The sequence below is a fragment of the Delftia sp. DT-2 genome (assembly GCF_028401915.1).
GTDB classification, from domain to species: domain Bacteria; phylum Pseudomonadota; class Gammaproteobacteria; order Burkholderiales; family Burkholderiaceae_C; genus Comamonas; species Comamonas tsuruhatensis.
Genome location: NZ_JAQOTI010000008.1, coordinates 122,747 through 146,420, shown reverse-complemented (window position 1 = coordinate 146,420; position 23,674 = coordinate 122,747). Strand labels below are relative to the sequence as shown.

General features: G+C 68.9%; 21 protein-coding genes. 12 read left to right on the top strand and 9 right to left on the bottom strand.

The features are described 5' to 3' along the window. The first annotated feature begins 28 nt into the window (after nucleotides 1-28). The 6 genes from PO605_RS15920 to PO605_RS15895 all read left to right on the top strand — a co-directional run bounded on the left by PO605_RS15920 (nucleotide 29) and on the right by PO605_RS15895 (nucleotide 7,046). Entirely contained in the window at nucleotides 29-1,183 is a 1,155-nt protein-coding gene (locus PO605_RS15920; protein ID WP_272206623.1) for an NAD(P)/FAD-dependent oxidoreductase, read from the top strand. Between the two features lie 59 nt (nucleotides 1,184-1,242). After that, entirely contained in the window at nucleotides 1,243-2,328 is a 1,086-nt protein-coding gene (locus PO605_RS15915; RefSeq protein WP_016452210.1) for a YkvI family membrane protein, read from the top strand. 54 nt (nucleotides 2,329-2,382) lie between these two features. Then, on the top strand, nucleotides 2,383-3,078 hold the full coding sequence (locus PO605_RS15910; protein WP_016447398.1) for a helix-turn-helix domain-containing protein: 696 nt from the start codon (nucleotides 2,383-2,385) through the stop codon (nucleotides 3,076-3,078). Between the two features lie 247 nt (nucleotides 3,079-3,325). Then, nucleotides 3,326-4,390: a homocysteine S-methyltransferase family protein gene (locus PO605_RS15905; protein WP_017406622.1), complete on the top strand. Its 1,065-nt coding sequence runs from the start codon at nucleotides 3,326-3,328 to the stop codon at nucleotides 4,388-4,390. Between the two features lie 22 nt (nucleotides 4,391-4,412). Further along, nucleotides 4,413-5,762 (top strand): Fe-S oxidoreductase, encoded by a 1,350-nt coding sequence (locus tag PO605_RS15900; protein ID WP_272206622.1) that lies wholly within the window; start codon nucleotides 4,413-4,415, stop codon nucleotides 5,760-5,762. A gap of 285 nt (nucleotides 5,763-6,047) precedes the next feature. Next, complete coding sequence (locus PO605_RS15895; RefSeq protein WP_047473016.1) at nucleotides 6,048-7,046, top strand: porin; 999 nt, start codon at nucleotides 6,048-6,050, stop codon at nucleotides 7,044-7,046. Here PO605_RS15895 and PO605_RS15890 read toward each other — a convergent pair whose 3' ends face one another. Both PO605_RS15890 and PO605_RS15885 read right to left on the bottom strand, forming a co-directional pair. Beyond that, a complete protein-coding gene (locus PO605_RS15890; RefSeq protein ID WP_047473015.1) occupies nucleotides 7,047-8,699 on the bottom strand; it encodes a methyl-accepting chemotaxis protein in 1,653 nt (550 codons plus the stop codon). A gap of 671 nt (nucleotides 8,700-9,370) precedes the next feature. Beyond that, nucleotides 9,371-10,672: a CaiB/BaiF CoA transferase family protein gene (locus PO605_RS15885; protein ID WP_047473014.1), complete on the bottom strand. Its 1,302-nt coding sequence runs from the start codon at nucleotides 10,670-10,672 to the stop codon at nucleotides 9,371-9,373. 162 nt (nucleotides 10,673-10,834) lie between these two features. Between PO605_RS15885 and PO605_RS15880 the strand changes: the two genes are divergently transcribed. Then, nucleotides 10,835-11,749, top strand: a complete 915-nt coding sequence (locus PO605_RS15880) for a LysR family transcriptional regulator (RefSeq protein ID WP_012202113.1) — start codon at nucleotides 10,835-10,837, stop codon at nucleotides 11,747-11,749. 152 nt (nucleotides 11,750-11,901) lie between these two features. Here PO605_RS15880 and PO605_RS15875 read toward each other — a convergent pair whose 3' ends face one another. The 4 genes from PO605_RS15875 to PO605_RS15860 are packed head-to-tail and all read right to left on the bottom strand — an operon-like array spanning nucleotide 11,902 to nucleotide 15,101. Further along, on the bottom strand, nucleotides 11,902-12,303 hold the full coding sequence (locus PO605_RS15875) for a PaaI family thioesterase (protein WP_047473018.1): 402 nt from the start codon (nucleotides 12,301-12,303) through the stop codon (nucleotides 11,902-11,904). Nucleotides 12,304-12,308: 5 nt separating this feature from the next. Continuing rightward, nucleotides 12,309-13,466, bottom strand: coding sequence for an acyl-CoA dehydrogenase family protein (locus tag PO605_RS15870; protein ID WP_013800068.1), 1,158 nt, complete (start codon nucleotides 13,464-13,466; stop codon nucleotides 12,309-12,311). A 22-nt stretch (nucleotides 13,467-13,488) separates the two neighbouring features. After that, nucleotides 13,489-14,700: a thiolase gene (locus tag PO605_RS15865; protein WP_047473013.1), complete on the bottom strand. Its 1,212-nt coding sequence runs from the start codon at nucleotides 14,698-14,700 to the stop codon at nucleotides 13,489-13,491. Continuing rightward, nucleotides 14,697-15,101, bottom strand: coding sequence for a Zn-ribbon domain-containing OB-fold protein (locus PO605_RS15860; RefSeq protein ID WP_034365598.1), 405 nt, complete (start codon nucleotides 15,099-15,101; stop codon nucleotides 14,697-14,699). Before PO605_RS15860 ends, PO605_RS15865 begins: the two co-directional genes overlap by 4 nt. A gap of 366 nt (nucleotides 15,102-15,467) precedes the next feature. Here PO605_RS15860 and fmdA point away from each other — a divergent pair, with 366 nt between their 5' ends. The 5 genes from fmdA to PO605_RS15835 all read left to right on the top strand — a co-directional run bounded on the left by fmdA (nucleotide 15,468) and on the right by PO605_RS15835 (nucleotide 20,753). Continuing rightward, complete coding sequence (gene fmdA / locus PO605_RS15855) at nucleotides 15,468-16,700, top strand: formamidase (protein WP_272206621.1); 1,233 nt, start codon at nucleotides 15,468-15,470, stop codon at nucleotides 16,698-16,700. Between the two features lie 17 nt (nucleotides 16,701-16,717). Then, entirely contained in the window at nucleotides 16,718-17,065 is a 348-nt protein-coding gene (locus tag PO605_RS15850) for a zinc ribbon domain-containing protein (protein ID WP_099732541.1), read from the top strand. A gap of 146 nt (nucleotides 17,066-17,211) precedes the next feature. Beyond that, nucleotides 17,212-18,237, top strand: coding sequence for a tripartite tricarboxylate transporter substrate binding protein (locus PO605_RS15845; RefSeq protein WP_016450260.1), 1,026 nt, complete (start codon nucleotides 17,212-17,214; stop codon nucleotides 18,235-18,237). A 147-nt stretch (nucleotides 18,238-18,384) separates the two neighbouring features. Beyond that, a complete protein-coding gene (locus PO605_RS15840; protein WP_047473189.1) occupies nucleotides 18,385-19,626 on the top strand; it encodes an ABC transporter substrate-binding protein in 1,242 nt (413 codons plus the stop codon). Then, complete coding sequence (locus PO605_RS15835) at nucleotides 19,623-20,753, top strand: zinc-dependent alcohol dehydrogenase family protein (RefSeq protein WP_047473187.1); 1,131 nt, start codon at nucleotides 19,623-19,625, stop codon at nucleotides 20,751-20,753. Before PO605_RS15840 ends, PO605_RS15835 begins: the two co-directional genes overlap by 4 nt. A gap of 74 nt (nucleotides 20,754-20,827) precedes the next feature. Here PO605_RS15835 and PO605_RS15830 read toward each other — a convergent pair whose 3' ends face one another. The 3 genes from PO605_RS15830 to PO605_RS15820 are packed head-to-tail and all read right to left on the bottom strand — an operon-like array spanning nucleotide 20,828 to nucleotide 23,412. Next, the gene (locus PO605_RS15830) at nucleotides 20,828-22,219 is read right to left on the bottom strand and encodes an amidase (RefSeq protein WP_047473185.1); all 1,392 of its coding nucleotides are present in this window, start codon (nucleotides 22,217-22,219) and stop codon (nucleotides 20,828-20,830) included. Then, on the bottom strand, nucleotides 22,203-22,463 hold the full coding sequence (locus PO605_RS15825; RefSeq protein ID WP_016450256.1) for a hypothetical protein: 261 nt from the start codon (nucleotides 22,461-22,463) through the stop codon (nucleotides 22,203-22,205). Before PO605_RS15825 ends, PO605_RS15830 begins: the two co-directional genes overlap by 17 nt. Beyond that, nucleotides 22,441-23,412, bottom strand: a complete 972-nt coding sequence (locus tag PO605_RS15820) for a tripartite tricarboxylate transporter substrate binding protein (RefSeq protein ID WP_126311593.1) — start codon at nucleotides 23,410-23,412, stop codon at nucleotides 22,441-22,443. The genes PO605_RS15825 and PO605_RS15820 overlap by 23 nt, the downstream gene beginning before the upstream one ends. Between the last annotated feature and the right edge of the window lie 262 nt (nucleotides 23,413-23,674).

Genomic DNA, 23,674 nt, shown 5'->3' with positions numbered 1-23,674 from the left:
CTCATTGGAAAAAATGGAGCGATGGATGATGGAAAGCCAGGTTCTGGATTTCGCCGTGATCGGTGCCGGCATGGCCGGCGCCTCTGTGGCCTGGCGGCTGGCCGGTGCGGGCGCCTCGGTGCTGGTGCTCGAGCGCGAGCCGCAGCCCGGCTACCACGCCACGGGCCGCTCGGCCGCCATGTTCATGGAAAGCTACGGCACCGCGCAGATACGCGCGCTGACACGCGCCAGCCGCGCCTTCTACAGCGCGCCGCCCGAAGGTTTTTGCGAGCACGCGCTGCTGCAGCCGCGCAGCGTGCTCTACATAGGCACGGCCGGCCAGGAGCCCCTACTCGACGATGCCCTGGCCATGTACCGCCGCGACGGCCTGCGCGCCGAGCGCATCGACGCGCGCCAGGCCTGCACCCTGGTGCCCTGCCTGGACGAGAGTCAGCTGGTGGGTGCCGTGCATGACCTGGACGCCATGGACATCGACGTGGCCGAACTGCACCAGGGCTTTCTGCGCGGCATGGCGCGTGCCGGTGCGCGGCTGCGCTGCGGCGCCGAACTGTCCGGCGCCGAGCGCGAGGTGGATGGTGATGGCCAGGGCCTGTGGACCCTGGTGCTGCAGGACGGGTCGCAGGTCCGTGCCCGCGCCGTGGTCAATGCCGCAGGCGCCTGGGCCGATGCCGTGGCCCGGCTGTGCGGCGCGCAGCCGCTGGGCATCGAGCCGCGCCGCCGCTCGGCCTTCACCTTTGCCGCACCGGAGGGCGAGGACATCCACGGCTGGCCTGCCGTGATCGGCGTGGACGAGAGCTTCTACTTCAAGCCCGATGCCGGCCAGCTGCTGGGCTCGCCCGCCAATGCCGATCCCGTGCCGCCGCATGACGTGGTGGCCGAGGAACTGGACGTGGCCATGGGCATAGACCGCATCGAGACACTGACCCGCCTGCGCATACGCCGGCCGCGCCATGTCTGGGCCGGGCTGCGCAGCTTTGCGCCCGATGACGACTTCGTGATCGGCTGGGACGCGCGCCGTGAAGGATTCTTCTGGCTGGCAGGGCAGGGCGGCTATGGCATACAGACGGCCGCCGGCGCCTCGGCCGCCGCGGCCGCGCTGCTGATGCGCGAGCCGCTGCCCGCCGAGCTGCTGGCCCAGGGCGTCGATGCCCGGCGGCTGAGTCCGGAGCGCTTCGCGGCCTGAGACGCCTGCCTTTTCGCTTTTTCAGCCCCCGCAACACACAACAATCCAAGGAGACAGGCATGGGTGCATTCAAGGAAGTGAGCAGGATTGCCGGCGCCTTCGTCGGCGTCATCGTCGGGGCGGGCTTCGCCTCGGGGCAGGAGATACTGCAGTTCTTCGCGGGCTTTGGCGCCATCGGCCTGGCGGGCTGCCTGGTGGCGGCCCTGGCCTTCGTCTTCCTGTCCATGGCGTTCTCCACCATGGGCCAGCGCCTGCAGGCCGGCTCGCACAAGGAGGTGGTGCAGGCCCTGCTGGGCCGGCATGTGGGCATGGTGTTCGATGTGCTGATCACCTTCTTCCTCTTCGCCATCACGGTGGTCATGCTGGCGGGCGCAGGCTCGCTGCTGCACCAGTGGCTGGGCCTGCCCGAGGTCTGGGGCAGCGTGCTGGCCACCGTGGCCACGGTGCTCATCGTCTGCCTGGACGTGGGCCGGGTGATCGCCTTCATCGGCGCGGTCACGCCGCTGCTGGTGTTCATGACCGTGGTGGTCGCAGGCTACGTGCTGGTGACGCCCCAGGGCGAGCCGGCCGCGCTGGAGGCCGCCACCGCCGCCCAGCCCCGGGGTGCGGGGCACTGGCTGGTGGCCGCGCTGCTCTATGTCTCCTACAACGTGGTGGCGGGCATGCCCTTCCTGGTGATCATGGGCGGCCAGGCCAGCTCGCGCCGAGTGGCGCTGTGGGGCGGCGTGGCCGGCGGGCTGCTGCTGGGCCTGCTGATGCTGCTGATCGCGGCCGCCATGGTCTGGCGCATGGACACGCTGGGCGGCCTGTCCATGCCCATGCTGGCGCTGGCCACGCAGATCTCGCCCTGGCTGGGGCACCTGATGTCGCTGGTCATCTTCGGCATGATCCTCAACACCGCCGTGGGCATGCTCTATGCCTTCGTGGCCCGCATCCTGCCGGCCGGCACGCCGCGTTTTCGCTGGGGCACGGGCGTGGCGGGCGTGGTGGCACTGGGCGGCAGCTTCGCGGGTTTCATCACGCTGGTGGGCATGGTGTACCCGGTCTATGGCTACATCGGCTTCGCGCTCATGGCCTGCGCGCTGGCAGGCTGGCTGCGCATGGGCCGCAGGCCGGCGCCCCAGGCCGATCTGCGCGGCACCTGAGGGAGCGGGCCTGACCCTAGAATCGGGCGGTCGCCAGCCCCGATCGCCCGCTTCATGCCCAGCCCCCGTCCTCGCACCAGTCCCGCCCCTGGTCCCGGCCCCAGCCCTCGTTCCAGTCCGCTTCCCACGGCAGACCAGGTCCTTGCCGCCGTGCTGCCGGGCGCCCGCACGGCCGCCGCCCTGCCCGCAGGCAAGCACGAAGTGGGGGCCAAGCTGCGCAAGGCCCGCAAGGAGCGCGGCCTGACGCTGCAGCAGGTAGCCGAAAGCAGCGGCCTGGCCGTGTCCACCATCTCCAAGGCCGAGCGCGGCCAGATCGCGCTGAGCTACGAGAAGGTGCTCATGCTGGGCAATGCGCTGGACATCGACATGACACGGCTGTTCATGGTCGGGGACGCCCAGCAGGCGGCCGGCGACACGCCCACCGTGGTCAAGGACCGTTTCGAGGACGTGCAGCGCTACGAGACCGACCAGTACCTCTACAGCGTGCTGTGCGGCGCCTTCCCGGGCAAGAAGATGCAGCCCCTGGTGGCCGTGATCAATGCGCGCGAGGCCGGGGAATTCTCGGAGACCATCCGCCATGCGGGCCAGGAGTTCGTGATGGTGCTCTCGGGCCGGGTGCGCATCCTGTTCGAGAACGGCGAATCGGTGGAGCTGGGCCGCCATGAGGCCGCGTATTTCGACAGCGGCGTGGGCCATGTGTATGTGAGCCTGAGCCGCCAGCCGGCTCAAGTCGTCTCTGTCTGCAGCTGAAATGGTTAGCACCCCCTGAGCGGCTGCGCCGCTTCCCCCGTTGCACGGCGCCCTCTCTCGCTACGCGGGAGGGGGGCGACACCCTCGGTGCGGGGCGGCGCGGCCGGCATAGGCCCTTCCTCGGTGTCTCTGGCGTGGGGGTGCGCTAGTTTCATAGGTCGCGCCTCTTGTTTGGGGCGCAGGCCGTTTTTCTGGGGGAATCCTCGTGCCCGGCACGGCCGCCCCGGAATTCCTACAATCGCTGCCCATGAGCCTGCCCCAGTACACCCGCGCCAAAGAGCTTCCCGCCATCCTTGCCAAGCGCCTCGTCATTCTTGACGGCGCCATGGGCACCATGATCCAGCGCTTCAAGCTGGGCGAAGCCCAGTACCGGGGCCAGGGCTACACGGGCCCGGGCAGCGTGGGCGACCGCTTCAAGGACTTCCCGCATGACGTCAAGGGCAACAACGAGCTGCTGTCGCTCACCCGCCCCGACGTGATCCGCGACATCCATGAGAAGTACCTGGCCGCCGGCGCCGACCTGATCGAGACCAACACCTTCGGCGCGACCACCATTGCGCAGGACGACTACCACATGGCCGATCTGGCGCGCGAGATGAATCTCGAGAGCGCCCGGCTGGCCCGCGCGGCCTGCGACAAGTACAGCACGCCCGGCCATCCGCGCTACGTGGCCGGCGCCCTGGGTCCCACGCCCAAGACGGCCAGCATCAGCCCCGACGTGAACGATCCGGGCGCGCGCAACGTGAATTTCGAGCAGCTGCGCCAGGCCTACCTGGAGCAGACGCTGGCGCTGATCGAGGGCGGCGCCGACGTCATCCTGGTCGAGACCATCTTCGACACGCTCAACGCCAAGGCCGCGCTGTTCGCGGTGGACGAGGCCTTCGAGCAAAGCGGCGAATGCCTGCCCATCATGATCAGCGGCACGGTGACCGATGCCTCGGGCCGCATCCTGTCCGGCCAGACGGTGACGGCCTTCTGGCACAGCGTGCGCCATGCCAACCCGCTGTCCATCGGCCTGAACTGCGCGCTGGGCGCGGCGCTGATGCGCCCCTACGTCCAGGAACTGAACAAGGCCGCGCCCGAGACCTTCATCAGCTGCTACCCCAACGCCGGCCTGCCCAATCCCATGAGCGACACGGGCTTTGACGAAACGCCCGAAGTCACCAGCCGCCTGGTGCATGAGTTCGCGGCCGAAGGCCTGGTCAACATTGTGGGCGGCTGCTGCGGCACCACGCCGGACCACATCGGCGCCATCGCCAAGGCCGTGGGCAGCACGCCCACGCGCCGCCTGTTCTACCCGGAATCGGCCTGATCGCGCGGGCGAAGCCTCTGACATGAGTTCGCCGCTGCCGCCCGTCCCGTCCCCAGCCGCAGGGCTGCCGCTGCCCGTGGCGGCGCCTGTCTCCGGCCCGGCCGCTGGCGCGCCGGTGGCGCCACAGGCTCCGTCCGCTGCGGTGGCGCCGGCCTCACCCGCTTCCCCCGCCTCACCCTCCATTCCCGTCACGCCGCCAGCGGCCACGGCCGTGCGCTGGTCGCCCGAGATGCTGCAAAGCCTGCGCCTGCAGGCCTTCGAGCAATTGGTGGCCCAGCTGGCGCGCCAGGTCCAGTCCAGCCCCGGCGCGCCCGCGCCGCAGTGGCCGGCCAGCGGCGTGTCCGAGGCGCTGGGCCGGCTGCTGCAGGCCCTGCTGGCCCAGGTGGGCACCCAGCAGGGCCAGGCCCTGCAATTGCTGGCGGCCCAGCCGGGCTCGGCGGCATTGCTCCAGGCGCTGGCGGCAGGCACGACGGCGCCTGGCGGGCAGGATCCCCGGAGCGCTCCATCGGCCCAGGCCGGACCGCCCATCCCGTCTGCATCGACAACGCCTGCGGCCTCCATGCCGCCCGCCGCTGCCGCAGTGACGCTGGCCGTGGGGGCTGCCAAGGGCAAGGTGATGGATGCGCTGCTGGCCGGATCCGGGCTGGTGCCGCAGGCCGGGGCGCGCCCAGCAGGGGGCATTGCAGGCGGCGCTGCCGGGGGGGCCACACAGACCCTGCCCGCCCTGCAAAGCTGGTGGGTGCAGCAGGGCACGTTGCTGACGCCGCAGGGCGAGCGGGGCTTCACGCTGAGCCTGCAGGTGCCACAGGCCTGGGCCCAGGCGCAGGGCGCGGCCATGGCGCTGGCGGCCGCATCGGCTTCCGCACCGGGTGCGGCCCCTTTCACGGCGGCGGCCCTGCCTGCGGGCGCTGCGCTGCCCTTGGCGGGCGCGCAGGCCACGGAGCCGGGCCTGCGCCTGCCGCTGGATGCATCGCTGCAATCGCTGGCCTCGGGGCCGGTGGCCGTGGTGGTGCAGCCGCGTGGCGCCGATGCGCTGCGCACCAGCGCCCTGCTGCTGCTGGAGCTGCAGCCGCTGCGCCAGCCCGGTGGCGCCATGGCATCGCCGGCCGGGCTGGCCTCGGTGGCGTCGCTGTCGCCCGCGTTCGCGCAGGAGGTGCAGCAGATGCTGCAGCAGCGCAACGATCCCTGGCTGCACATGGCGGCGGCCCAGGCTTCGGGCGCCCTGCCGCGCGAGCGCCGGGCCTTCGAGCACCAGTCGCATTTCTGTACCACCGAAGGCTGCCAGTACGAGGGCCGCGCGCCCTGTGCCCAGCCCTTTTGCAGCGAGATGAACCGGCTCTGGGACGTGTCGCGCACCGAGCGCAGCCGCTGAAAACTGACCGGGCCTGACGGTGGCGTGGTCATCGCCGGCCCCTGCTTTCATAATGCCGCCTGTTGCCCGCCACCTGCGCGGTTGACGTCTTTGGCCGGGATGTTTGACGAATGTGCAGCGATCATGCTGCGATCTGCATCCTGGCTGCCTTCAAGTCGCGGCTGGTCACCAGCCCGCCGCGCACCTTTCCAGCCACCCCCGTTGTGGCAGCCCCCGTCGCCGTTCGCGCATGCCCCCGGGCCGCGCCGGTGTTGTGCCATCTTTCATTTCAGGAACCCGTTCAGGATGCGTTGTACCTCCCGCTTGACCCTTGCCTCTCTCGCCATCGCTGCCGCCCTGCCGGTGGCCGCCCAGTCATCTGGCGCCGGCTCCAACGTCACCATCAGTGGCTATCTGGACGCGGGTGTGTTCCGGGATTTCGACAAGACCAGCAAGCTGGGAACGATTCAGCGCAGCAACCTGGCCATTGCCGGCTTCGAGGACCTGGGCGGCGGCCTGAAGGCCACCTTCCGCCTGAGCACGCGCTTCGACCTGGACACGGGCCTGACCGAGGACTATCCGAAGAAGCCCTTCTGGCATGACGAGTCCACCGTGGGCCTGCAGGGCAACTGGGGCCACCTGCGACTGGGCCGCGCGCTCAGCGCCATGTGGAGCCAGGAATGGCAGTTCGATCCCTGGGGCAACTTCAACCGTATCGCCTCGCCGGCCTGGCACATGGCCCACTACCTGACGCCCACCGACCGCGCCAGCAACAACGGCTCGCCCGAGTACGGCCGCATGTCCAACGGCGTGTTCTACGACTCGCCCAAGTTCGGCGGCTTTTCGCTGCACCTGAGCGCCTCGCCCGAGCGTACCGAGGCGCCCGGCCGCCAGGGCCGTGCGCGTTCGGTATCGGTCAACTACGACCAGGGCGCGGTGGCGGCCATGGTGGCGCACGAGCGCAACGGCAGCGGCGACACCGACCTGTACATGGGCGGCAAATACCGCATCGGCACGGCAGCGGTGATGCTGGCCTATGACCGCAGCAAGTCGGGCACGCCCGGCACGGGGCCCGACAAGTCGCGCATGGTGTCGCTGGGCGCCACCTACGGCATGGGCGCGACCACGCTCAAGGCCAGCTATGCGCGCCAGCGCCTGGACCGAGACACCAACAACATGCTGTCGCTGGGCGCCGAGTACGCGCTGTCCAAGCGCACCATGCTCTACACCAGCCTGGGTCATCAGCGCTACGAGAACCAGAGCTCGCGCACGGCCTTCGGCGTGGGCATGGCCCATTCGTTCTGATCAATGCGCTTCCCAGCGGCCTGACTGGGCTGCGCTGGTGATCCTGGCCAGGTCTGGAGCCGGCATGGGCTGAGGGGTGGCGGGCAGGGCGGTGAGTTCCATGCCGCGCTCCAGCTTGAAGACGCTCACGGCCTGCTGCAGGCCGTAGGCCTGTTCCTGCAGGGACTGTGCTGCTGCGGCGGCTTGCTCGACCAGGGCCGCGTTCTGCTGGGTGACCTGGTCCATCTGGGAGATGGCCTGGTTGATCTGCTCCAGGCCCGCCGTCTGCTCCACGCTGGCAGCGGTGATCTCTCCCATGATGTCGGTCACGTTGCGCACGCTGCTGACGATGTTCTGCATGGTCTGGCCGGCCTGCGCCACCAGGGCCGATCCGGTGCTGACCTTGCCGTTGGAGTCCTCGATGAGGAGCTTGATCTCCTTGGCTGCATCGGCGCAGCGTCGCGCCAGTGCGCGCACCTCGGCCGCCACCACGGCAAAGCCCCGGCCCTGCTCGCCCGCGCGCGCCGCCTCGACGGCGGCGTTGAGCGCGAGGATGTTGGTCTGGAAGGCGATGGCGTCGATCACGCCGATGATGTCGGCGATCTTGCGCGAGGAGGCATGGATGGCGTCCATGGTGTCCACCACCTGGGACACCACCTCGCCGCCTTGCTGGGCGACGGTCGAGGCCGAGGCTGCCAGCTGGTTGGCCTGGCGCGCGTTGTCGGTGTTCTGGCGCACGGTGACGGTGAGCTGCTCCATGGAGGCGGCCGTCTCCTGCAAAGAGCTGGCCTGGTGCTCGGTGCGCAGCGACAGGTCGTTGTTGCCCGAGGCGATCTGGCTGGAGGCCGTGGCGATCGAGTCCGTGCCGTTGCGCACCTGCCTGACGATGTGGATGAGGCTCTGGTCCATGCGGTGCAGCGCGTGCAGCAGCTGGCCTGTTTCGTCGGTGGTGGTGGCCTGGATGCGGCGCGTCAGGTCGCCTTCGGCCACGGCCTGGGCCACGCCCACGGCCTCGTTCAGTGGCCGCGCCACGATGCGCGCCAGCGTGAGTGCCAGTCCCAGTCCCAGCAGAATGCTGGCGCCCAGCAGGCCGACCACCCAGCCGCGTGCGCTGCGGTAGAGGGCATTGGCGTGGTCGTTGGCCTGCTGTCCGCCTTCGTGGTCGATCTGCACCATGCGGTCGATCTGGTCATACAGGCGTCGGCTCAGCTCCAGCGATTCGCCCTGGGCCAGCACCAGGGCTTCGTCCTTGCGGTCATTGCGCGCCAGGGCCATGACCATGGCGTGCTCCTTGGCGTACTCGTTGCGCAGCCGGCCCAGTTCGTCGTAGGCGGCCTTCTCCGGCGCGGAGCTGATGAAGCTGGCGTAGTTGTCGTAGCTGGTCTGGGTCTTCTTCCACAGCTCGCCCATGATCCTGTCGAAGGCCTCGATGTCCTGCTCGCTGGTGGATATCAGGTACTGCAGCTCGTTGACGCGGTAGCGGGCCGTGGTGGCGCGGATGTCGAGCAGCATGCGTGATGAAGGCATCCAGCGCGTGGCGATATCGATGGAGGCCTGGTTGATCCGGCTGAGCTGCAGCACGGCATAGAGGCCCACGAAGGTGGTCAGCGCCAGGACGGCCACGAAGGCCAGCAGCAGCTTGGAGGAGATCTTGAGGTTGCGAAAGGCTTGCATGGCGAAGTTCTGAAGTCGTATCCCTTGAACGGCAAGGGAGCAAAAAAAGGCGTGCAGCAGGGCACACCTGGCCTGCGGTGCAGAGCAAGGTGGAAAGGGATCAACGAAGGCAATGACGAAGGCCGGCGCGTGCGCTCAGGGGGGGAACCAGCCCGAGGTCCGGCAGATGCGGCCCTTGATGCGGGGTCTCATGGCGCAGGCCCTTCCAGGGCGGCAGGACTGCGGCTGGCCATGCGCGGGCCTGATGCAGGGCAGGGGCGGTGGATGCGGAAGATGCCGAGCCGTCCGCCTACACCTTTTGGCGCCCGGACGCCAGCTGCGGCCCGGTGCTTGGCGGCGGCTGCCGCCTTCTGCGCCCAGGTGCTGCGGATGGGTGTCCTAGGGATTTCGGACAGGAAAGAATTGGCTATGTGCATCTGTGGTGGGGATTATTTCCGCACCGCCAGATGATGAGAATGCTTCCTATCTGATTTTTGATAGGACGTGTCCTAAAAGCGGTTTGCGGGCGCGCGACACGGCCGTCCGCACCGTCTTCGCACCGTCTTCGCACCGGCTTTCGCTCCGTCATTTGTGCCGTCATGTGCGCCGGTGCGACGGGCCGGCCCCCAGCCTTCAGGACGTCAGGACAGCCGCGCGACAGCGTGTGCCAGGTGCCTGCCGATGCCGGTCGTTCAGACCACGCCCTGGTCGCGCAAGGCCTGCAGCTGCTGTGCATCCAGGCCCAGGCGCTGGCGCAGCACTTCGTCCGTGTGCTGGCCCAGGGCCGGCGGCGCATGGCGCAGCACGGTGGGCGTGTCCGACAGGCGCAGCGGGCTGGCCGTGGTCACTACGCGGTTGATGGTCTCGCCGGCAGGCGGCGTGGCGCCCGGGTAGCGTTCCTGCTCCACGCGCAGGCCGCGCGCACGCACCTGCGCATCGTCGAAGGCCTGGCCGATGTGGTTGATGGGGCCGCAGGGCACGGCCTTGTCCTCCAGCAGCGCGATCCATTCGGCCGTGGGCCGGCTGCGCGTGAGATCGGACATCAGCGGGATCAGCGCGTCGCGGTGGATGACGCGGCCGGCATTGGTGGCAAAGCGCTCGTCGCTCGCCCAGTCCGTGCCGGCCGCCTCGCAAAAGCGCGCGAACTGGCCGTCGTTGCCGATGGCCAGCAGCATGCGGCCGTCGGCCGTGGGGAAGTCCTGGTAGGGCACGACGCTGGGGTGGGTGTTGCCCTGGCGGCCCGGCACATGGCCGGTGTTCAGGAAGCCCGCGCCCTGGTTGGCCAGCACGGCCATGGCCACGTCCAGCAGGGCCATGTCGATGTGCTGGCCGCGTCCCGTGCGGTGGCGGGCCTCCAGTGCGCCCAGGATGGCCGTGGTGGCATACATGCCCGTGAACAGGTCGATCACGGCCACGCCCACGCGCAGCGGCCCGCCGCCGGGCTCGCCGTCGGCGCGGCCCGTGATGCTCATGAGGCCGCTCATGGCCTGCACCAGCAGGTCGTAGCCGGCGCGCGGCGCATAGGGCCCGGTCTGGCCGAAGCCCGTGACCGAGCAATAGATCAGGCGCGGGTTCAGCGCGCTCAGCGAGGCGTAGTCCAGGCCGTAGCGCTTAAGGCCCCCGGTCTTGAAGTTCTCCACCACCACGTCGCTTTGCATGGCCAGCTCGCGGATCAGCCGCTGGCCCTCGGCCGTGGCCATGTCCACGGTGACCGATCGCTTGTTGCGGTTGCAGGCCGCGAAGTACACGGCGTTGTCCGAGGGATTGCCTTGCGCATCGGGAAAGAAGGGCGGGCCCCAGTGGCGCGTGTCGTCGCCCTCGCCGGGCTTTTCGATCTTGATCACGTCGGCCCCCATGTCGGCCAGGTTCTGGGTGCACCAGGGGCCGGCCAGCACGCGCGAGAGGTCGAGCACGCGCAGATGGCCCAGCGCTCCTGCGGTCTGGGTGGCCGTGGTGTGGATGGGGCTGGGGGAGGGGGTTTCTGTGTGGTTCATGGGCTGAGGCGGCTATCCCGGGCAGATGGGCCCATGCTACGGCGCGCGGGCCTGCTGCGGCTTCGCATTTGTGAAAGCGCGCGTTCGCGCACGGGCCGGCACTGCGGTTTGTACTGACGCGCGCGGCTCAGTGCCGGAGCCTGCGGCTTTCTACAATGCCGGATGGCCATGCATTTCGATCTTGTGGATCTGCGCCTCATGGTGCACATCGCCGACGCCAACAGCATGACGCGTGGCGCGGAACTCTCCTTCATCTCCCTGCCGGCGGCCAGCACCCGCATCAAGAACCTGGAGGAGAGCATCGGCACCAAGCTGCTGTACCGCACCAGCCAGGGCGTGACGCTGACGCCGCCGGGCCAGGCCTTCGTCACCCATGCGCGCATGGTGCTGGGCCAGATCGAGCACCTGCGCGGCGACATGCAGGAGTACGTGCGCGGCATCAAGGGCCATGTGCGGGTGTTTGCCAACACCACCTCGCTGGGCGAGTTCCTGCCGCCCGTGCTGCGCCACTACCTGCGCCGCAATCCCGACGTGAACATCGACCTGCGCGAGCGCCTGTCGCACGACATCGTGCGTGCCGTGACCGAGGGGCAGACCGACATCGGCATCGTCGCCGGCCTGGTGCGCACCGAGAACCTGGAGACCCTGCCCTACCGCCGCGACCGCCTGGTGCTGGTGGTGCCGCGCGGCCATGCGCTCGATGGCGAGATGCAGATGGCCTTTGCCGACACGCTGGACCTGGACCATGTGGGCCTGCACGAATCCAGCGCCATCCACGCCTTCCTGCGCCAGGCCAGCGACCAGCTGCACCGGCCCATCAAGCAGCGCATCCAGGTGGGCAACTTCGAGACGGCCTGCCGCATGATCGAGTCCGGCGTGGGCGTGGGCGTGCTGCCCGAGTCGGCCGCCAGCCGCCATGCGCATTCCATGGACATCGCCATCGTGCCGCTGTCCGATGCCTGGTCGGTGCGCGAGATGCAGATCTGCGTGCGCAGCCTGGAGGCCCTGCCGTCCTTCGCCCAGGAGCTGGTGGAGCTGCTGGTGGCCGACGCACAGGGCCGGCTCACGCTGGAGTAGCTTGGACTCAACTATTCAGTGCTTGCGCACGGCCTACGCAACTGGCGTGTTCCAAGCGCGAGACGCCGAGCAAGGGCCGCCCCGCAGCGAGGGCGTCGTCCCCCTCCCGCGAAGCGAGAGAGGGGGAAGCGGCGTAGCCGCTCAGGGGGTGTTCATACCGTCGGTGCCAGCCAGTATTTGAAGGTGCCGGTGGCCGTGGCCACGAGCTTTCCGTCTTCATCGAGCAACTGCGCCGCGCAGCTGCACAGGCTGCGGCTGGCGTGCACCACCCAGCCTTCGGCCAGCAGCGCGCCCTTGCCCGGGCGGTGGAAGCGGCTGCTCATCTCCACCGTCACGGCGGTCTGCGATGGCGCACCGGGCAGCTCGCCCGCGGCGCGCGACATCACGGAGTCCAGCAGCGTCATGAGCACGCCGCCGTGCGCGGCGGGCAGCTGGTTGAGCAGTTCCTCGCGCATGTGGGGCAGGCGCACATGGACCTTGCCGGGCGGCGCGGGCACCTGCGAGGCGCCGATCAGCCGCATGAAGGCATTGCGGTCGGGGGGCGGTGCACTCATGTGGCTCATGCGGCGCGCGCCTCGCGCACCATGTTGCGCGCGATGATGACCTGCTGGATCTGGGTCGTGCCTTCGTACAGGCGGAACAGCCGCACGTCGCGGTAGAAGCGCTCGATGCCGAACTCGGCCAGGTAGCCCGAGCCGCCCAGGATCTGCACGGCGCGGTCGGCCACGCGGCCCACCATCTCGGTGGCGAACATCTTGCAGCACGAGGCCTCGGTGGAGACGTTGCGGCCCTCGTCACGGCGGCGCGCTGCGTCGATCACCATGCACTCGGCCGCATACAGCTCGGCCTGGCTGTCGGCCAGCATGGCCTGCACCAGCTGGAACTCGCAGATGGGCTGGCCGAACTGCTTGCGCTCCAGCGCATAGTTCAGCGCGTCGCGCAGGATGCGCTGCGCCACGCCCACGCTCACGGCCGCGATGTGGATGCGGCCCTTGTCCAGCACCTTCATGGCGGTCTTGAAGCCCTGGCCTTCCTTCAGGCCGATGAGGTTGGCCGCCGGCACGCGCACGTTGTCGAAGAATACGTCGCAGGTGTGCGCGCCCTTCTGGCCCATCTTCACGTCGTTCTTGCCGAAGCTGATGCCCGGCGACTTCGCATCCACGATGAAGGCCGAGACGCCGCCCGCGCCCTTGTTGGCCGGGTCGGTGCGCGCCATCAGCGTGAACATGCCCGCATGCGGCGCATTGGTGATGAAGCGCTTGTTGCCGTTGACCACATAGTGGTCCCCGTCCCTGATGGCGGTGGTGCGCAGCGAGGCCGCATCCGAGCCCGCCTCGGGCTCGGTCAGCGCGAACGAGGCCATGATCTCGCCCGTGGCCAGCTTGGGCAGCCAGGCCGCCTGCTGCTCGGGTGTGCCGTCGATGAGGATGCCCTGCGAGCCTATGCCCACGGTCGTGCCGATCACCGAGCGGAAGGCCGGCGCGGTCTGGCACAGCTCGAAGAGCACGCGCACCTCTTCCTCCATGGTCAGCTCCAGCCCGCCGAACTGCTCGGGGATGGTCATGCCGAACAGGCCCAGGTTGCGCATCTCCTGCACGATGGACTCGGGAATCTCGTCGGTCTCGGCCACTTCGTTCTCGGCGGGCACCAGGCGCTCGCGCACAAATCGGCGCACGCTGTCCAGCAGGGCTTCGAGGGTTTCTTGGTCGCGGATCATTGCGGTGTGCTTCCTGTGCGGTTCAGAGGGTTTCGGCGGTTCCCAGCACCGCCGTGGATTGGCTGGACAGCGTGCCGCCGTTGCCGTGCACCACGGCCGTGCGGTGGCGTCCCAGCTGGCGCTGGCCGGCCTCGCCGCGCAGCTGGCGCACGGCCTCGATCAGCGCAAAGATGCCGTACATGCCCGGGTGCACGCAGGACAGGCCGCCGCCGTTGGTGTTGACGGCCAGCCGCCCGCCGGGCGCAATGCCGCCCCCGGACACGAAGGCGCCGCCCTCGCCCTTGGCGCAAAAGCCCAGGTCCTCCAGGAACAGCAGGGTGTTGATGGTGAAGGCGTCGTAGACCTGGGCCATGTCCATGTCGGCAGCGGTGAGCCCGGCCATGGCAAAGGCCTGGACGCCCGACTGCGCGGCAGCCGTGGTGGTCAGGTCGGGCATGCAGGAGATCTGGCGGTTCCAGATGGCCGTGGCATTGCCCAGCACGTAGACGGGGGGGCGCGGCAGGTCGCGGGCGCGCTCGCCGCGCACCAGCACGATGGCGCCTGCGCCGTCCGTCACCAGGCAGCAGTCGCGCACGCTCAAGGGGCTGGCGATGGGGCGGGCCGAGAGCACGTCCTCGATGGTCAGCGGGTCGCGCATGAAGGCTTCGGGGTTGAGCTGGGCCCAGGCACGCGCGGCCACGGCCACCTCGGCCAGTTGCTCGCGCGTGGTGCCGAACTCGTGCATGTGGCGCGCGGCCGCCAGCGCATAGGCGGTCACGGGCAGCACGGGCTCGTAGGGGAACTCATAGGGCTGCGGGTCCAGGAAACGCCGCGCCGCCTGGCCTTCCTTGCGGCCGAAGGTGGCCGAGCGCTGGGCGCTGCCGTAGCACACCAGCACGGCCTTGCACTGGCCGGCCTCCAGCGCGCGGATGGCGGGCAGCAGGTGGGCGATGAAGCTGCTGCCGCCGATCATCGTGCCGTCCACGTAGGTGGGGTTGATGCCCAGGTGCTCGATCACGGGCATGGTCCACATGCTGGCGTTGACGCTGCAGGTGGCCAGGCCGTCGATGTCCTGCATGGTCAGGCCGGCATCGGCCACGGCCGCATGGGCGGCGCGCACCAGCAGGGTCATGTCGTCCATGCCGGGTGCCTCGCCGCAGCCATAGGTGGCGGCGCCTGCAATGGCCACGCGCCCGCGCAGCGGGCGGTTCACGGCGGCGGCGTCCAGGGTGGATTGGGGGATACGGGCGCTCATGCTGCACCTCCATGGGAAGCCTGTGGAGCCGGTTGCAGCGCGGGCTGGAACAGCACCAGGCCGCGTCCGTCCTTGCTCGCCACATGGGCGCTCACGCGCTGGCCTATGCGCACGTCGGCCGGCGCAATGCCTTCGACGCGGCCCATCATGCGCACTCCTTCGTCCAGGTCGATCAGGGCCACGTTGTAGTCGCCGCCGGCATCGCTCTTGCGTGCGACGGTGGAGGTGGAGTAGACCGTGCCCTGGCCGCTGGCGCGCACCCAGCGCAGCGGGCTGGCACCGCAGTGCGGGCACAGCTCGCGCGGGGTGAAGACATGGCGCGTGCATTGCGGGCACTGCTGTATGCAGAAACGGCCGGCATCGAGTTCGGCCTGGTAGTGGGTCTGTGCGCTCAGGTGCATGGGCGGTGTTTCCATTCTTTGTGTTCTTGGCGCTGCGCCCGGCGGCATGCAGGGCAGCGGCTGTCCGCCAGCATGCCCGCATCGCGGGGCCGCTTCAATTCGCCAATCTGGAAGGGTGGCTTCACCAGCGCCGGCGTCCGGCTGTCAACCCAGGGTTGCTGCCTAGGCGGGCCGGCAGGCACGGCTGCTATGGTGTTTATGCATTCCCGGCCTTTTCTTCATACCCGCCCTGCGCCGCCTGCCGGCGCACCGAGGGCGCGCCGCCGCTTTGTCACGGCGTGGCGCCACATGAAGGCCGGCAATGGCGTGCCGCACCCCGGCCCGTTCTCCGCTGTCGATCCCCACCCACCCAGGAGGTTTTTGCACATGACGGATACGCTGATCAAGGTGGACCTGAACCGCCCGCCCACCGACAACGAAAGGGTCCACAACCGCTGGCACCCGGACATTCCCATGGCCTGCTGGGTCCAGCCCGGCGACGACTTCATCCTGGAGACCTACGACTGGACCGGCGGCTTCATCAGGAACAACGACAGCGCCGACGATGTGCGCGACATCGACCTGACCACGGTGCACTACCTGTCCGGCCCCGTGGGCGTGAAGGGCGCCCAGCCCGGCGACCTGCTGGTGGTGGACCTGCTGGACATCGGCGCCAAGCCCGACAGCCTCTGGGGCTTCAACGGCTTTTTCTCCAAAAACAATGGCGGCGGCTTCCTGACCGACCATTTCCCCTCGGCCCAGAAATCGATCTGGGACTTCAAGGGCATGTTCACCAGCTCGCGCCACATACCAGGCGTGAACTTCCCCGGCCTCATCCATCCCGGCCTCATCGGCTGCCTGCCTGACCGGCCCATGCTGGAGATGTGGAACGAGCGCGAGCGCGCCCTGATCGCCACCGATCCCGAGCGCGTGCCCGGCCTGGCCAACCCGCCGTCGGCCGGCACGGCCCACATGGGCCAGATGCGCGGCGAGGCCCGCGACAAGGCCGCCGCCGAAGGCGCACGCACCGTGCCGCCGCGCGAGCATGGCGGCAACTGCGACATCAAGGACCTCTCGCGCGGCGCCAAGGTGTTCTTCCCCGTCTATGTGGACGGCGCCGGCCTGAGCGTGGGCGACCTGCACTTCAGCCAGGGCGACGGCGAGATCACCTTCTGCGGCGCCATCGAGATGGCCGGCTGGGTGCACATGAAGGTCGGCCTCATCAAGGGCGGCATGGCCAAGTACGGCATCAAGAACCCCATCTTCAAGCCCAGCCCCATCACGCCGCGCTATGACGACTACCTGATCTTCGAGGGCATTTCGGTGGACGAGAGCGGCAGGCAGCACTACCTGGATGTCAACGTGGCCTACCGCCAGGCCTGCCTGAACGCCATCGAATACCTGAAGAAGTTCGGCTACAGCGGCGCCCAGGCGTATTCCATCCTGGGCACGGCGCCCGTGCAGGGCCATATCAGCGGCGTGGTGGACGTGCCCAACTCCTGCGCCACGCTGTGGCTGCCCACGGGCATCTTCGACTTCGACATCAACCCCAACGCCGCAGGGCCCGTCGTCCAGTTCGACGGCAGCGTGGACATGCCCCTGTCCCCCGACCTGCGCTGACGCCAAGGAGCCCGCCCATGCCCACCTACGACTACGACTGCGTGCAATGCGGCGGCTTCGAGGCCCTGCGGCCGCTGCGCCTGCGCGACGAGCCCGCGGCCTGCCCCGGCTGCGGCACGGCGGCTGCGCGCGTGCTGGCCGCCGCGCCCCGGCTGGCACTGATGGCCGACGGCACGCGCCGCGCCATGGACACCAACGAGCGCGCGCGCCACGAGCCCGCCAGCTCGCGCGACTATGACTATGCGCGGCTCAGGCACCCGGCAGGCTGCGGCTGCTGCGGATCGGGGCGGCGCAGCGCCACGGTGACGGCGCCCAACGGCGCGAAGTCCGCGCCCTCGCGGCGGCCCTGGATGATCAGCCACTAGGCTGCATCGGGGTGGACCGCTTCCCAGGGTTTCCACCGCTTGGGAGCCCTGGAAGCGCGCCTTCCACATTCGCGAAACACGGCGCAGGGCGCCTTGCCCAGAATGGGCCGCGCGGCAAGCCGCCGCCCGTTGCCCGGAGTTTCGCCATGCCCCCGTCTTCCTTCCTGCCTTCTGCCACTTCCTCCTTCTCTTCGCGCCGCCGCCGCCTGCTGTCCGCCGGTGGCGCGCTGGCGGCCGGCAGCCTCTTGCCTGCAGTCCGGCCGGCGTTTGCGGCCGATGCCTGGCCCACGCGGCCCGTGCGCTTCATCGTGCCCTTTCCGCCCGGTGGCCCGGTGGACACCACGGCACGCGCCTTCACCCAGAAGCTGGGCGAGATCTGGCCGCAGCCCTGCATCGTGGACAACCGCGCGGGCGCCGGCGGCATGGTGGGCGCGGCCCTCGCAGCCAAGGAGCCTGCCGATGGCTACACGCTGTTCGTGGGCTCCATCCACCATGCGGTCAACCCGGCGCTGCAGCCGAAGATGACCTACGACATAGAGCGTGACTTCGCGCCCGTGAGCTTTGCCGCCATGTTCCCGGTCTTCCTGGTGGCCCATCCCTCGGTGCCCGCCCGCAACGTGCGCGAGCTGATCGCGCTGGCCAAGTCCGGCAACGGGCTGAGCTTCGGCTCCTCGGGCAATGGCGGCGGCACGCACCTGGCCGGCGAGCTGTTCAACATGCATGCGGGCATCAAGCTGCAGCACATTCCCTACAAGGGCAGCGCGCCGGCCATGAACGACCTGCTGGGTGGCCAGGTGCAGCTGATGTTTGCCGATGCGCCCAGTGCGCTGCAGCACATCAAGTCGGGCCGCATCAAGGTGCTGGGCGTGGCCAGCCGCCAGCGCTCGGCCATGCTGCCCGAGGTGCCCACCATCGCCGAGTCGGGCCTGCCCGAGTACGAGGCCTATTCCTGGGCCGCGCTGTTCGCGCCGGCCCGCACGCCGCCCGCCGTGCTGGCGCGCATCAATGCCGACTTCAACACCGCGCTGCGCGATGCCGCCGTGCGCGAGCGCCTGCTGACGGCCGGCGCCGAGGCCGACCCCGGCACCCAGCAGCAGATGCGCGAGCGCCTGAGCAGCGAGCTGCGCAAATGGGCCCAGGTGGTCAAGGTGGCCGGCATCCAGGCGGACTGAGCACGGCGGCGTGCCCGTACCCGGGACAAACCCGGCTTCGCAGCGCTGCAACCCGGTCTTTCGCAATCGCGCATAGGCGGTCCGGGCCTGCCTGCTTAGGCTTGCCTCCGGTATCCAGAAAAACAACCCCGAGACAAGGAGACGGATATGCGGAAAGGCTTGATGCGAGGCGGCTTGACCAAGGCGCGCGCTGCCGGCTGCGCGCTGGGCGCCGGCCTGCTGTGGACGGCGGCGGCGCAGGCGCAGCAGATATCGGACGACGTGGTGCGCATCGGCGTGCTCAGCGACATGTCGGGCCTGTACGCGGACACGGCGGGGCGCGGCTCCGTCGAGGCCGCGAAGATGGCCGTGGCCGACTTCGGCGGCCAGGTGCTGGGCAGGAAGATCGAGGTGGTCTGGGCCGACCACCAGAACAAGGCCGACGTGGGCGCCACCCATGCGCGCACCTGGTTCGACCGCGACGGCGTGGACCTGATCGTGGACATCAACAACACGGCCGTCGCCATCGCCGTCAACAACCTGGCGCGCGAGCGCGGCAAGATGGTGATCAACACCGGCGGCGCCTCCGACATCCTCACCAACGAGCACTGCGCGCCCACGGCCATCCACTACACCTACGACAGCTATGCGCTGGCCAACGGCGCGGTGCGCGGCATCCTTGCGCAGGGCAAGAAGGAATGGTTCATCCTGGGCGTGGACTATGCCTTCGGCAAGGCCATGACGGCCAATGTGACCGACTTCCTGAAGGACGGCGGCGGCAAGCTGGTGGGCACCACCTTCCATCCGCTCAATGCCAGCGATTTCTCGTCCTTCCTGCTGCAGGCCCAGGCCTCCAAGGCCTCGGTGATCAACCTGGCCAATGCCACCAGCGACACGGTCAACGCCATCAAGGCCGCGCACGAGTTCGGCATCGCGCCCAGGCAGACCCTGGTGCCCAGCCTGCTGTTCATCAACGACGTGCATGCGCTGGGCCTGCGCTACGGCCAGGGCATGGTGCTGACCACGGGCTTTTACTGGGACCGCACCGAGGCCACGCGCGCCTGGTCGCGGCGCTTCTTCGAGAAGATGAAGAAGATGCCCTCCATGATCCATGCGGGCGCCTACTCGGCCGTCACCAACTACCTCAAGGCCGTGCAGGCCACCAGGGGCGACGACGGCAACGCGGTGGCGCGCCAGCTCAAGCAGATGCCCATCGAGGACTTCTTCGCCCAGAACGGCAAGGTGCGCGAGGACGGCCGCATGGTGCACGACATGTACCTGGTGCAGATCAAGAAGCCCGAGGAATCCAAATATCCCTGGGACTACTACAAGGTGCTCTCCACCATCCCCGGTGACGAGGCCTTCCGCCCGCTGTCCAGGAGCAGCTGCAAGCTGGTGAAGACATCATGAAGACACGCGCCGCCGTACTCACGAGAACGGGCGCAGCCGCGCCCTATGCCGACAGCCGACCGCTGGAGATCTGGGAGGTGGACCTGGCGCCGCCCGGCCCCGGCGAGGTGCTGGTCAAGGTGGCCGCCGCAGGCGTGTGCCACTCCGACCTGTCCATCATCAACGGCGACCGTCCGCGCGACACGCCCATCGTGCTCGGCCATGAGGCCACAGGCGTGATCCAGGCGCTGGGCGAGGGCGTGACCGACCTGGAGGTGGGCGACCACGTGGTCATGCTCTTCGTGCCCGGCTGCGGCGACTGCCAGCCCTGCGCCGAGGGCCGGCCCGTGCTGTGCGAGCCCGCAGGCCAGGCCGGCGTGGCGGGCACCCTGCTGTCGGGTGCCAGGCGGCTGTCGCGCAATGGCCAGCCCATCTCGCACTTCGTCGGCGTCTCGGCCTTTGCCGAGCATGCCGTGCTCTCGCGCCGCGGCGTGCACCGCATCGACAAGTCGGTGCCGCTGGAGCTGGCCGCGCTGTTCGGCTGCGCCGTGATGACTGGCGTGGGCGCGGTGGCCAATACCGCCAGGGTGAGCCCCGGCCAGAGCGTGGCCGTGGTGGGGCTGGGCGGCGTGGGCCTGTCCTCGGTGATGGGCGCGGCGGCGGCGGGCGCGGCCCGCGTGGTGGCCGTGGACCTCAATGCGGACAAGCTGGCCATGGCGCGCGATTTCGGCGCCACCGACACCGTCAACGCCGGCGACGAGGATGCCGTCAAGCAGGTGCGGGCGCTGACGGGCGGCGGCGTGGACCATGCCTTCGAGATGGTGGGCTCGGCCAAGGCACTGGAGATGGCCTACCGCATCACGCGGCGCGGCGGCCAGACCGTGACGGCGGGCCTGCCCTCCAGCGCCCAGGCCATCAGCCTGCCGGTCTGGCACCTGGTGGCAGAGGAGCGCACGCTCAAGGGCTGCTACATGGGCAGCTGCGTGCCGCGCCGCGACATCGACCGCTACCTGGCCCTGCATGCGGCCGGCAGGCTGCCGGTGGACCGGCTGGTGACCGGCCACCTGACGCTGGACCAGATCAACGAGGGCTTCGACCGCCTGGCGCGTGGCGAGGCCATACGCCAGATCATCCGCATGGAGGCCTGATAGGAGGTCAGGCCGACCAGCGAGGACCGGGGCTGCTGCTGCTGCTGCGGCTGTGTCCAAGCCAAGCACGGCGGTCAGGTGCCGTCGGGCAGCAGCTGGTTTTCCCAGCCGGTCAGCCGCTCGATGGCGCGGGCCACCTGCAGGATGCGGGCCTCGTCGAAGTAGCGTCCCACCACCTGCACGGCCAGCGGCAGGCCCTGGGGTGACAGGCCCACCGGCACGCTGACGGCCGGGTGCCCGGTCACGTTGAAAGCATGGGTCTGCACCGGCCAGTGGCGGAAATGCGGCATGGGGTCGAAGCGCGGCGCCGTATCCAGGGTGATGGCGGTCAGCAGCACGTCGCAGCGGTCCAGCGCAGCGTCCACGCGGGCCGCCAGCATGCGGCGCACACGCAGGGCGTTCAGGTAGTCCTCCGAGGACACGGTGGCGCCCAGCAGCAGCCGCGCCGCCGTGAGCTCGCCATAGTCCAGCGGGCGCGAGCGCAGGTCCTGCGCATGGATGGTGAACATCTCGGCACTGAGGATGACGCGGCCGGCCGCCAGGAACTGCTGGCTGTGGGGCAGGCTCACGTGGATGGGACGGGCGCCGGCCTCGGCCAGCAGCGCGGCCGTGCGGTCGAAGGCCGACAGGAACGTGGGCGACGCCTGGGGCGACGACTGGAAGTGGTCCTGCGGCACGCCGATGGTCAGGCCCTTCACGCCCTGCTCCAGCCCCGTGCAGTAGTCGTCCACGGGTTCGGTGGAGCTGGCCGGGTCCAGCGGGTCGTGCCCGGCCAGCACCTGCAGCGCGATGGCCGCATCCTCCACGCTGCGCGACAGCGGGCCGCAGTGGTCCAGCGTCCAGGCCAGGGGGAACACGCCGTGCTTGGAGACGCGGCCGTAGGTGGGTTTCAGCCCCACGGCGCCGCACCAGGCGGCCGGTATGAGGATGGAGCCGCCCGTGCAGGTGCCCAGGGCCAGCCGCGTGAAGCCTGCCGCAATGGCGGCGCCCGAGCCCGACGACGATCCGCCCGGAATATGGGCCAGGTCCCAGGGGTTGCGGGCCGCGGGAAACGGCAGGTCGGGGCTGGGCGCGCCGATGGCGAACTCGTGCGTGGCCAGCTTGCCCAGGATGATGGCGCCGGCGTCGCGCAGGCGCCGCACCGGCGTGGAATCCTCCTCGGGCACATAGTCCAGGCTCAGCCAGGACTGGCAGGTGGTCGGCAGGCCTGCCACGTCGTAGACGTCCTTGATGGCCACGGCAATGCCATGGAGCAGCGGCAGATCGGCGCTTTCTCCGCGCGCCATGTCTGCGTTGCGCGCAGCCTCCATGGCACCGCTGGCATCGAGATTGGTGAAGGCATGGATGTCGATGTCCATGGCGCGGATGCGTCCCAGCGCCGCCCGGGTCAGCATCTCCGAAGTGGTCTTGCCGGCGCGCAGCGCGCTGGCCATCTGTCGTATCGAAAGTTCAGGACTGCCGCTCATGCTTGCTCTGACGGGAGATGGTGGTGTGGATCTGCGAGGGTCCCGCCTCATGCGCCAGTTCGTTGACGAGGCCGCGGTGCTCCATCAGCAACTGGTGCTCCGCCAGGATGGGTCCCAGCCGCTCGAAGGGGATGTCGATGCCGTGCTTTTTCAGCGCATTGAGCAATTCGTGCAGCGCATTGACATCGGGCCCTGCCAGTTTCTGCGGCGAAGGGGGTATTTCAGATTTTCGCGATGCCGGCATCACTGACCACCTTTCTCCATTTTCTGGCGTCGTCGGATACGAATGCCTTGGTGTTGTCCACGGATTTCCAAAGGGGAATGCTGCCAAGCTCCATGAATTTCTTCTGCACCTTTTCGTCGGTCAGGATATTTTTCATCTGTGCATTGATGGCGTTCACTATCGCGGCCGGCGTGCCCTTGGGTGCCATGAGCACATTCCATGAGGTCTCGTTGAAATTGCCGAGCCGGGCCGGGCTTTGCTCGCTGAGCGTCTGCCAGTCGGGCATGAGGGGCGAGCGCTCGCGCGTGGCCACGCCCACGCGATTGACCTTGCCCTGGTGCACATACTGCTTGGCCGTGATCAGCAGGTCGAAGGCGATATCGACCTGGCCGCTCACCAGGTCGCTCATCATGGGCGCGGCGCCCTGGTAGGGGATGTGCAGCATGCGTATGTCGGCGGCCAGGCTCAGGGCCTCGGCTGCCATGTGGCCCGCGCTGCCGTAGCCCGGCGTGGCATAGGTCAGCTTGCCGGGGCTGCGCCGCGCCAGCTCGATCAGGTCCTGCACCGACGCCAGCTTCAGGCCCGGGCGTGTGATGAGCACCAGAGGACCGTCGTTGATGGTGGAGATGGCTTCGAGGTCGTTGACCACGTCATAGCCGGCCTGCGTGTACAGCGCGCCCGAGATGGTCTGGGCCGTGGAGCAGATCAGCAGCGTATATCCATCGGGACGGGCCTTGGAGACCTGGCGCGCACCGATGTTGCCCGAGGCGCCAGGGCGGTTTTCCACCACCACGTTGACGCGCAGGCGTTGTGCAAGCTCCTTGGCGATGATGCGCCCCACGATATCGGTGCCACCGCCTGCCGGGAAAGGAACAACCAGCGTGATCTGCCGGTCTGGCCAGGCCGCATGAACCAAGCTGGCAGCGATCAGGAAAATACCTCCGAAAATCAGATTGAGGATTTTTTTCATTCGCTTGATTCAAATGGTTGCGGAAATGGGGCTTGTCTTTTTGCAGACGTGAGCAGGCACATGGGATGTGCACCACTGCGGCTGCCTGCAGCCCGGGCCTGGCAAGCGTTCAGTTAATCAATCTTTTTAAACTATCGAGATATTAAGTTCCATAGTTTTACATCATGAAAGAAGGGGTGCAAGGCCTGTGCCACGCTTGGCGTAGGGGTGTTGCATCGATGCCGCAGATAAGGGTTTCCGACGGCGATGGCCTTGGCGCGCG

Excerpts from the sequence above, each read along its gene's own strand:
- PO605_RS15830 (WP_047473185.1), bottom strand. The coding sequence starts at position 22,219 with ATGAGCGGCAGTCCTGAACTTTCGATACGACAGATGGCCAGCGCGCTG.
- PO605_RS15875 (WP_047473018.1), bottom strand. The coding sequence starts at position 12,303 with ATGAGTGCACCGCCCCCCGACCGCAATGCCTTCATGCGGCTGATCGGC.
- PO605_RS15865 (WP_047473013.1), bottom strand. The coding sequence starts at position 14,700 with ATGAGCGCCCGTATCCCCCAATCCACCCTGGACGCCGCCGCCGTGAAC.
- PO605_RS15850 (WP_099732541.1), top strand. The coding sequence starts at position 16,718 with ATGCCCACCTACGACTACGACTGCGTGCAATGCGGCGGCTTCGAGGCC.
- PO605_RS15835 (WP_047473187.1), top strand. The coding sequence starts at position 19,623 with ATGAAGACACGCGCCGCCGTACTCACGAGAACGGGCGCAGCCGCGCCC.
- PO605_RS15905 (WP_017406622.1), top strand. The coding sequence starts at position 3,326 with ATGAGCCTGCCCCAGTACACCCGCGCCAAAGAGCTTCCCGCCATCCTT.
- PO605_RS15840 (WP_047473189.1), top strand. The coding sequence starts at position 18,385 with ATGCGGAAAGGCTTGATGCGAGGCGGCTTGACCAAGGCGCGCGCTGCC.
- PO605_RS15915 (WP_016452210.1), top strand. The coding sequence starts at position 1,243 with ATGGGTGCATTCAAGGAAGTGAGCAGGATTGCCGGCGCCTTCGTCGGC.
- PO605_RS15895 (WP_047473016.1), top strand. The coding sequence starts at position 6,048 with ATGCGTTGTACCTCCCGCTTGACCCTTGCCTCTCTCGCCATCGCTGCC.
- PO605_RS15900 (WP_272206622.1), top strand. The coding sequence starts at position 4,413 with ATGAGTTCGCCGCTGCCGCCCGTCCCGTCCCCAGCCGCAGGGCTGCCG.
- PO605_RS15845 (WP_016450260.1), top strand. The coding sequence starts at position 17,212 with ATGCCCCCGTCTTCCTTCCTGCCTTCTGCCACTTCCTCCTTCTCTTCG.
- PO605_RS15920 (WP_272206623.1), top strand. The coding sequence starts at position 29 with ATGGAAAGCCAGGTTCTGGATTTCGCCGTGATCGGTGCCGGCATGGCC.
- PO605_RS15890 (WP_047473015.1), bottom strand. The coding sequence starts at position 8,699 with ATGCAAGCCTTTCGCAACCTCAAGATCTCCTCCAAGCTGCTGCTGGCC.
- PO605_RS15820 (WP_126311593.1), bottom strand. The coding sequence starts at position 23,412 with ATGAAAAAAATCCTCAATCTGATTTTCGGAGGTATTTTCCTGATCGCT.
- PO605_RS15885 (WP_047473014.1), bottom strand. The coding sequence starts at position 10,672 with ATGAACCACACAGAAACCCCCTCCCCCAGCCCCATCCACACCACGGCC.
- PO605_RS15860 (WP_034365598.1), bottom strand. The coding sequence starts at position 15,101 with ATGCACCTGAGCGCACAGACCCACTACCAGGCCGAACTCGATGCCGGC.
- PO605_RS15910 (WP_016447398.1), top strand. The coding sequence starts at position 2,383 with ATGCCCAGCCCCCGTCCTCGCACCAGTCCCGCCCCTGGTCCCGGCCCC.
- PO605_RS15880 (WP_012202113.1), top strand. The coding sequence starts at position 10,835 with ATGGCCATGCATTTCGATCTTGTGGATCTGCGCCTCATGGTGCACATC.
- fmdA (WP_272206621.1), top strand. The coding sequence starts at position 15,468 with ATGACGGATACGCTGATCAAGGTGGACCTGAACCGCCCGCCCACCGAC.
- PO605_RS15825 (WP_016450256.1), bottom strand. The coding sequence starts at position 22,463 with ATGCCGGCATCGCGAAAATCTGAAATACCCCCTTCGCCGCAGAAACTG.
- PO605_RS15870 (WP_013800068.1), bottom strand. The coding sequence starts at position 13,466 with ATGATCCGCGACCAAGAAACCCTCGAAGCCCTGCTGGACAGCGTGCGC.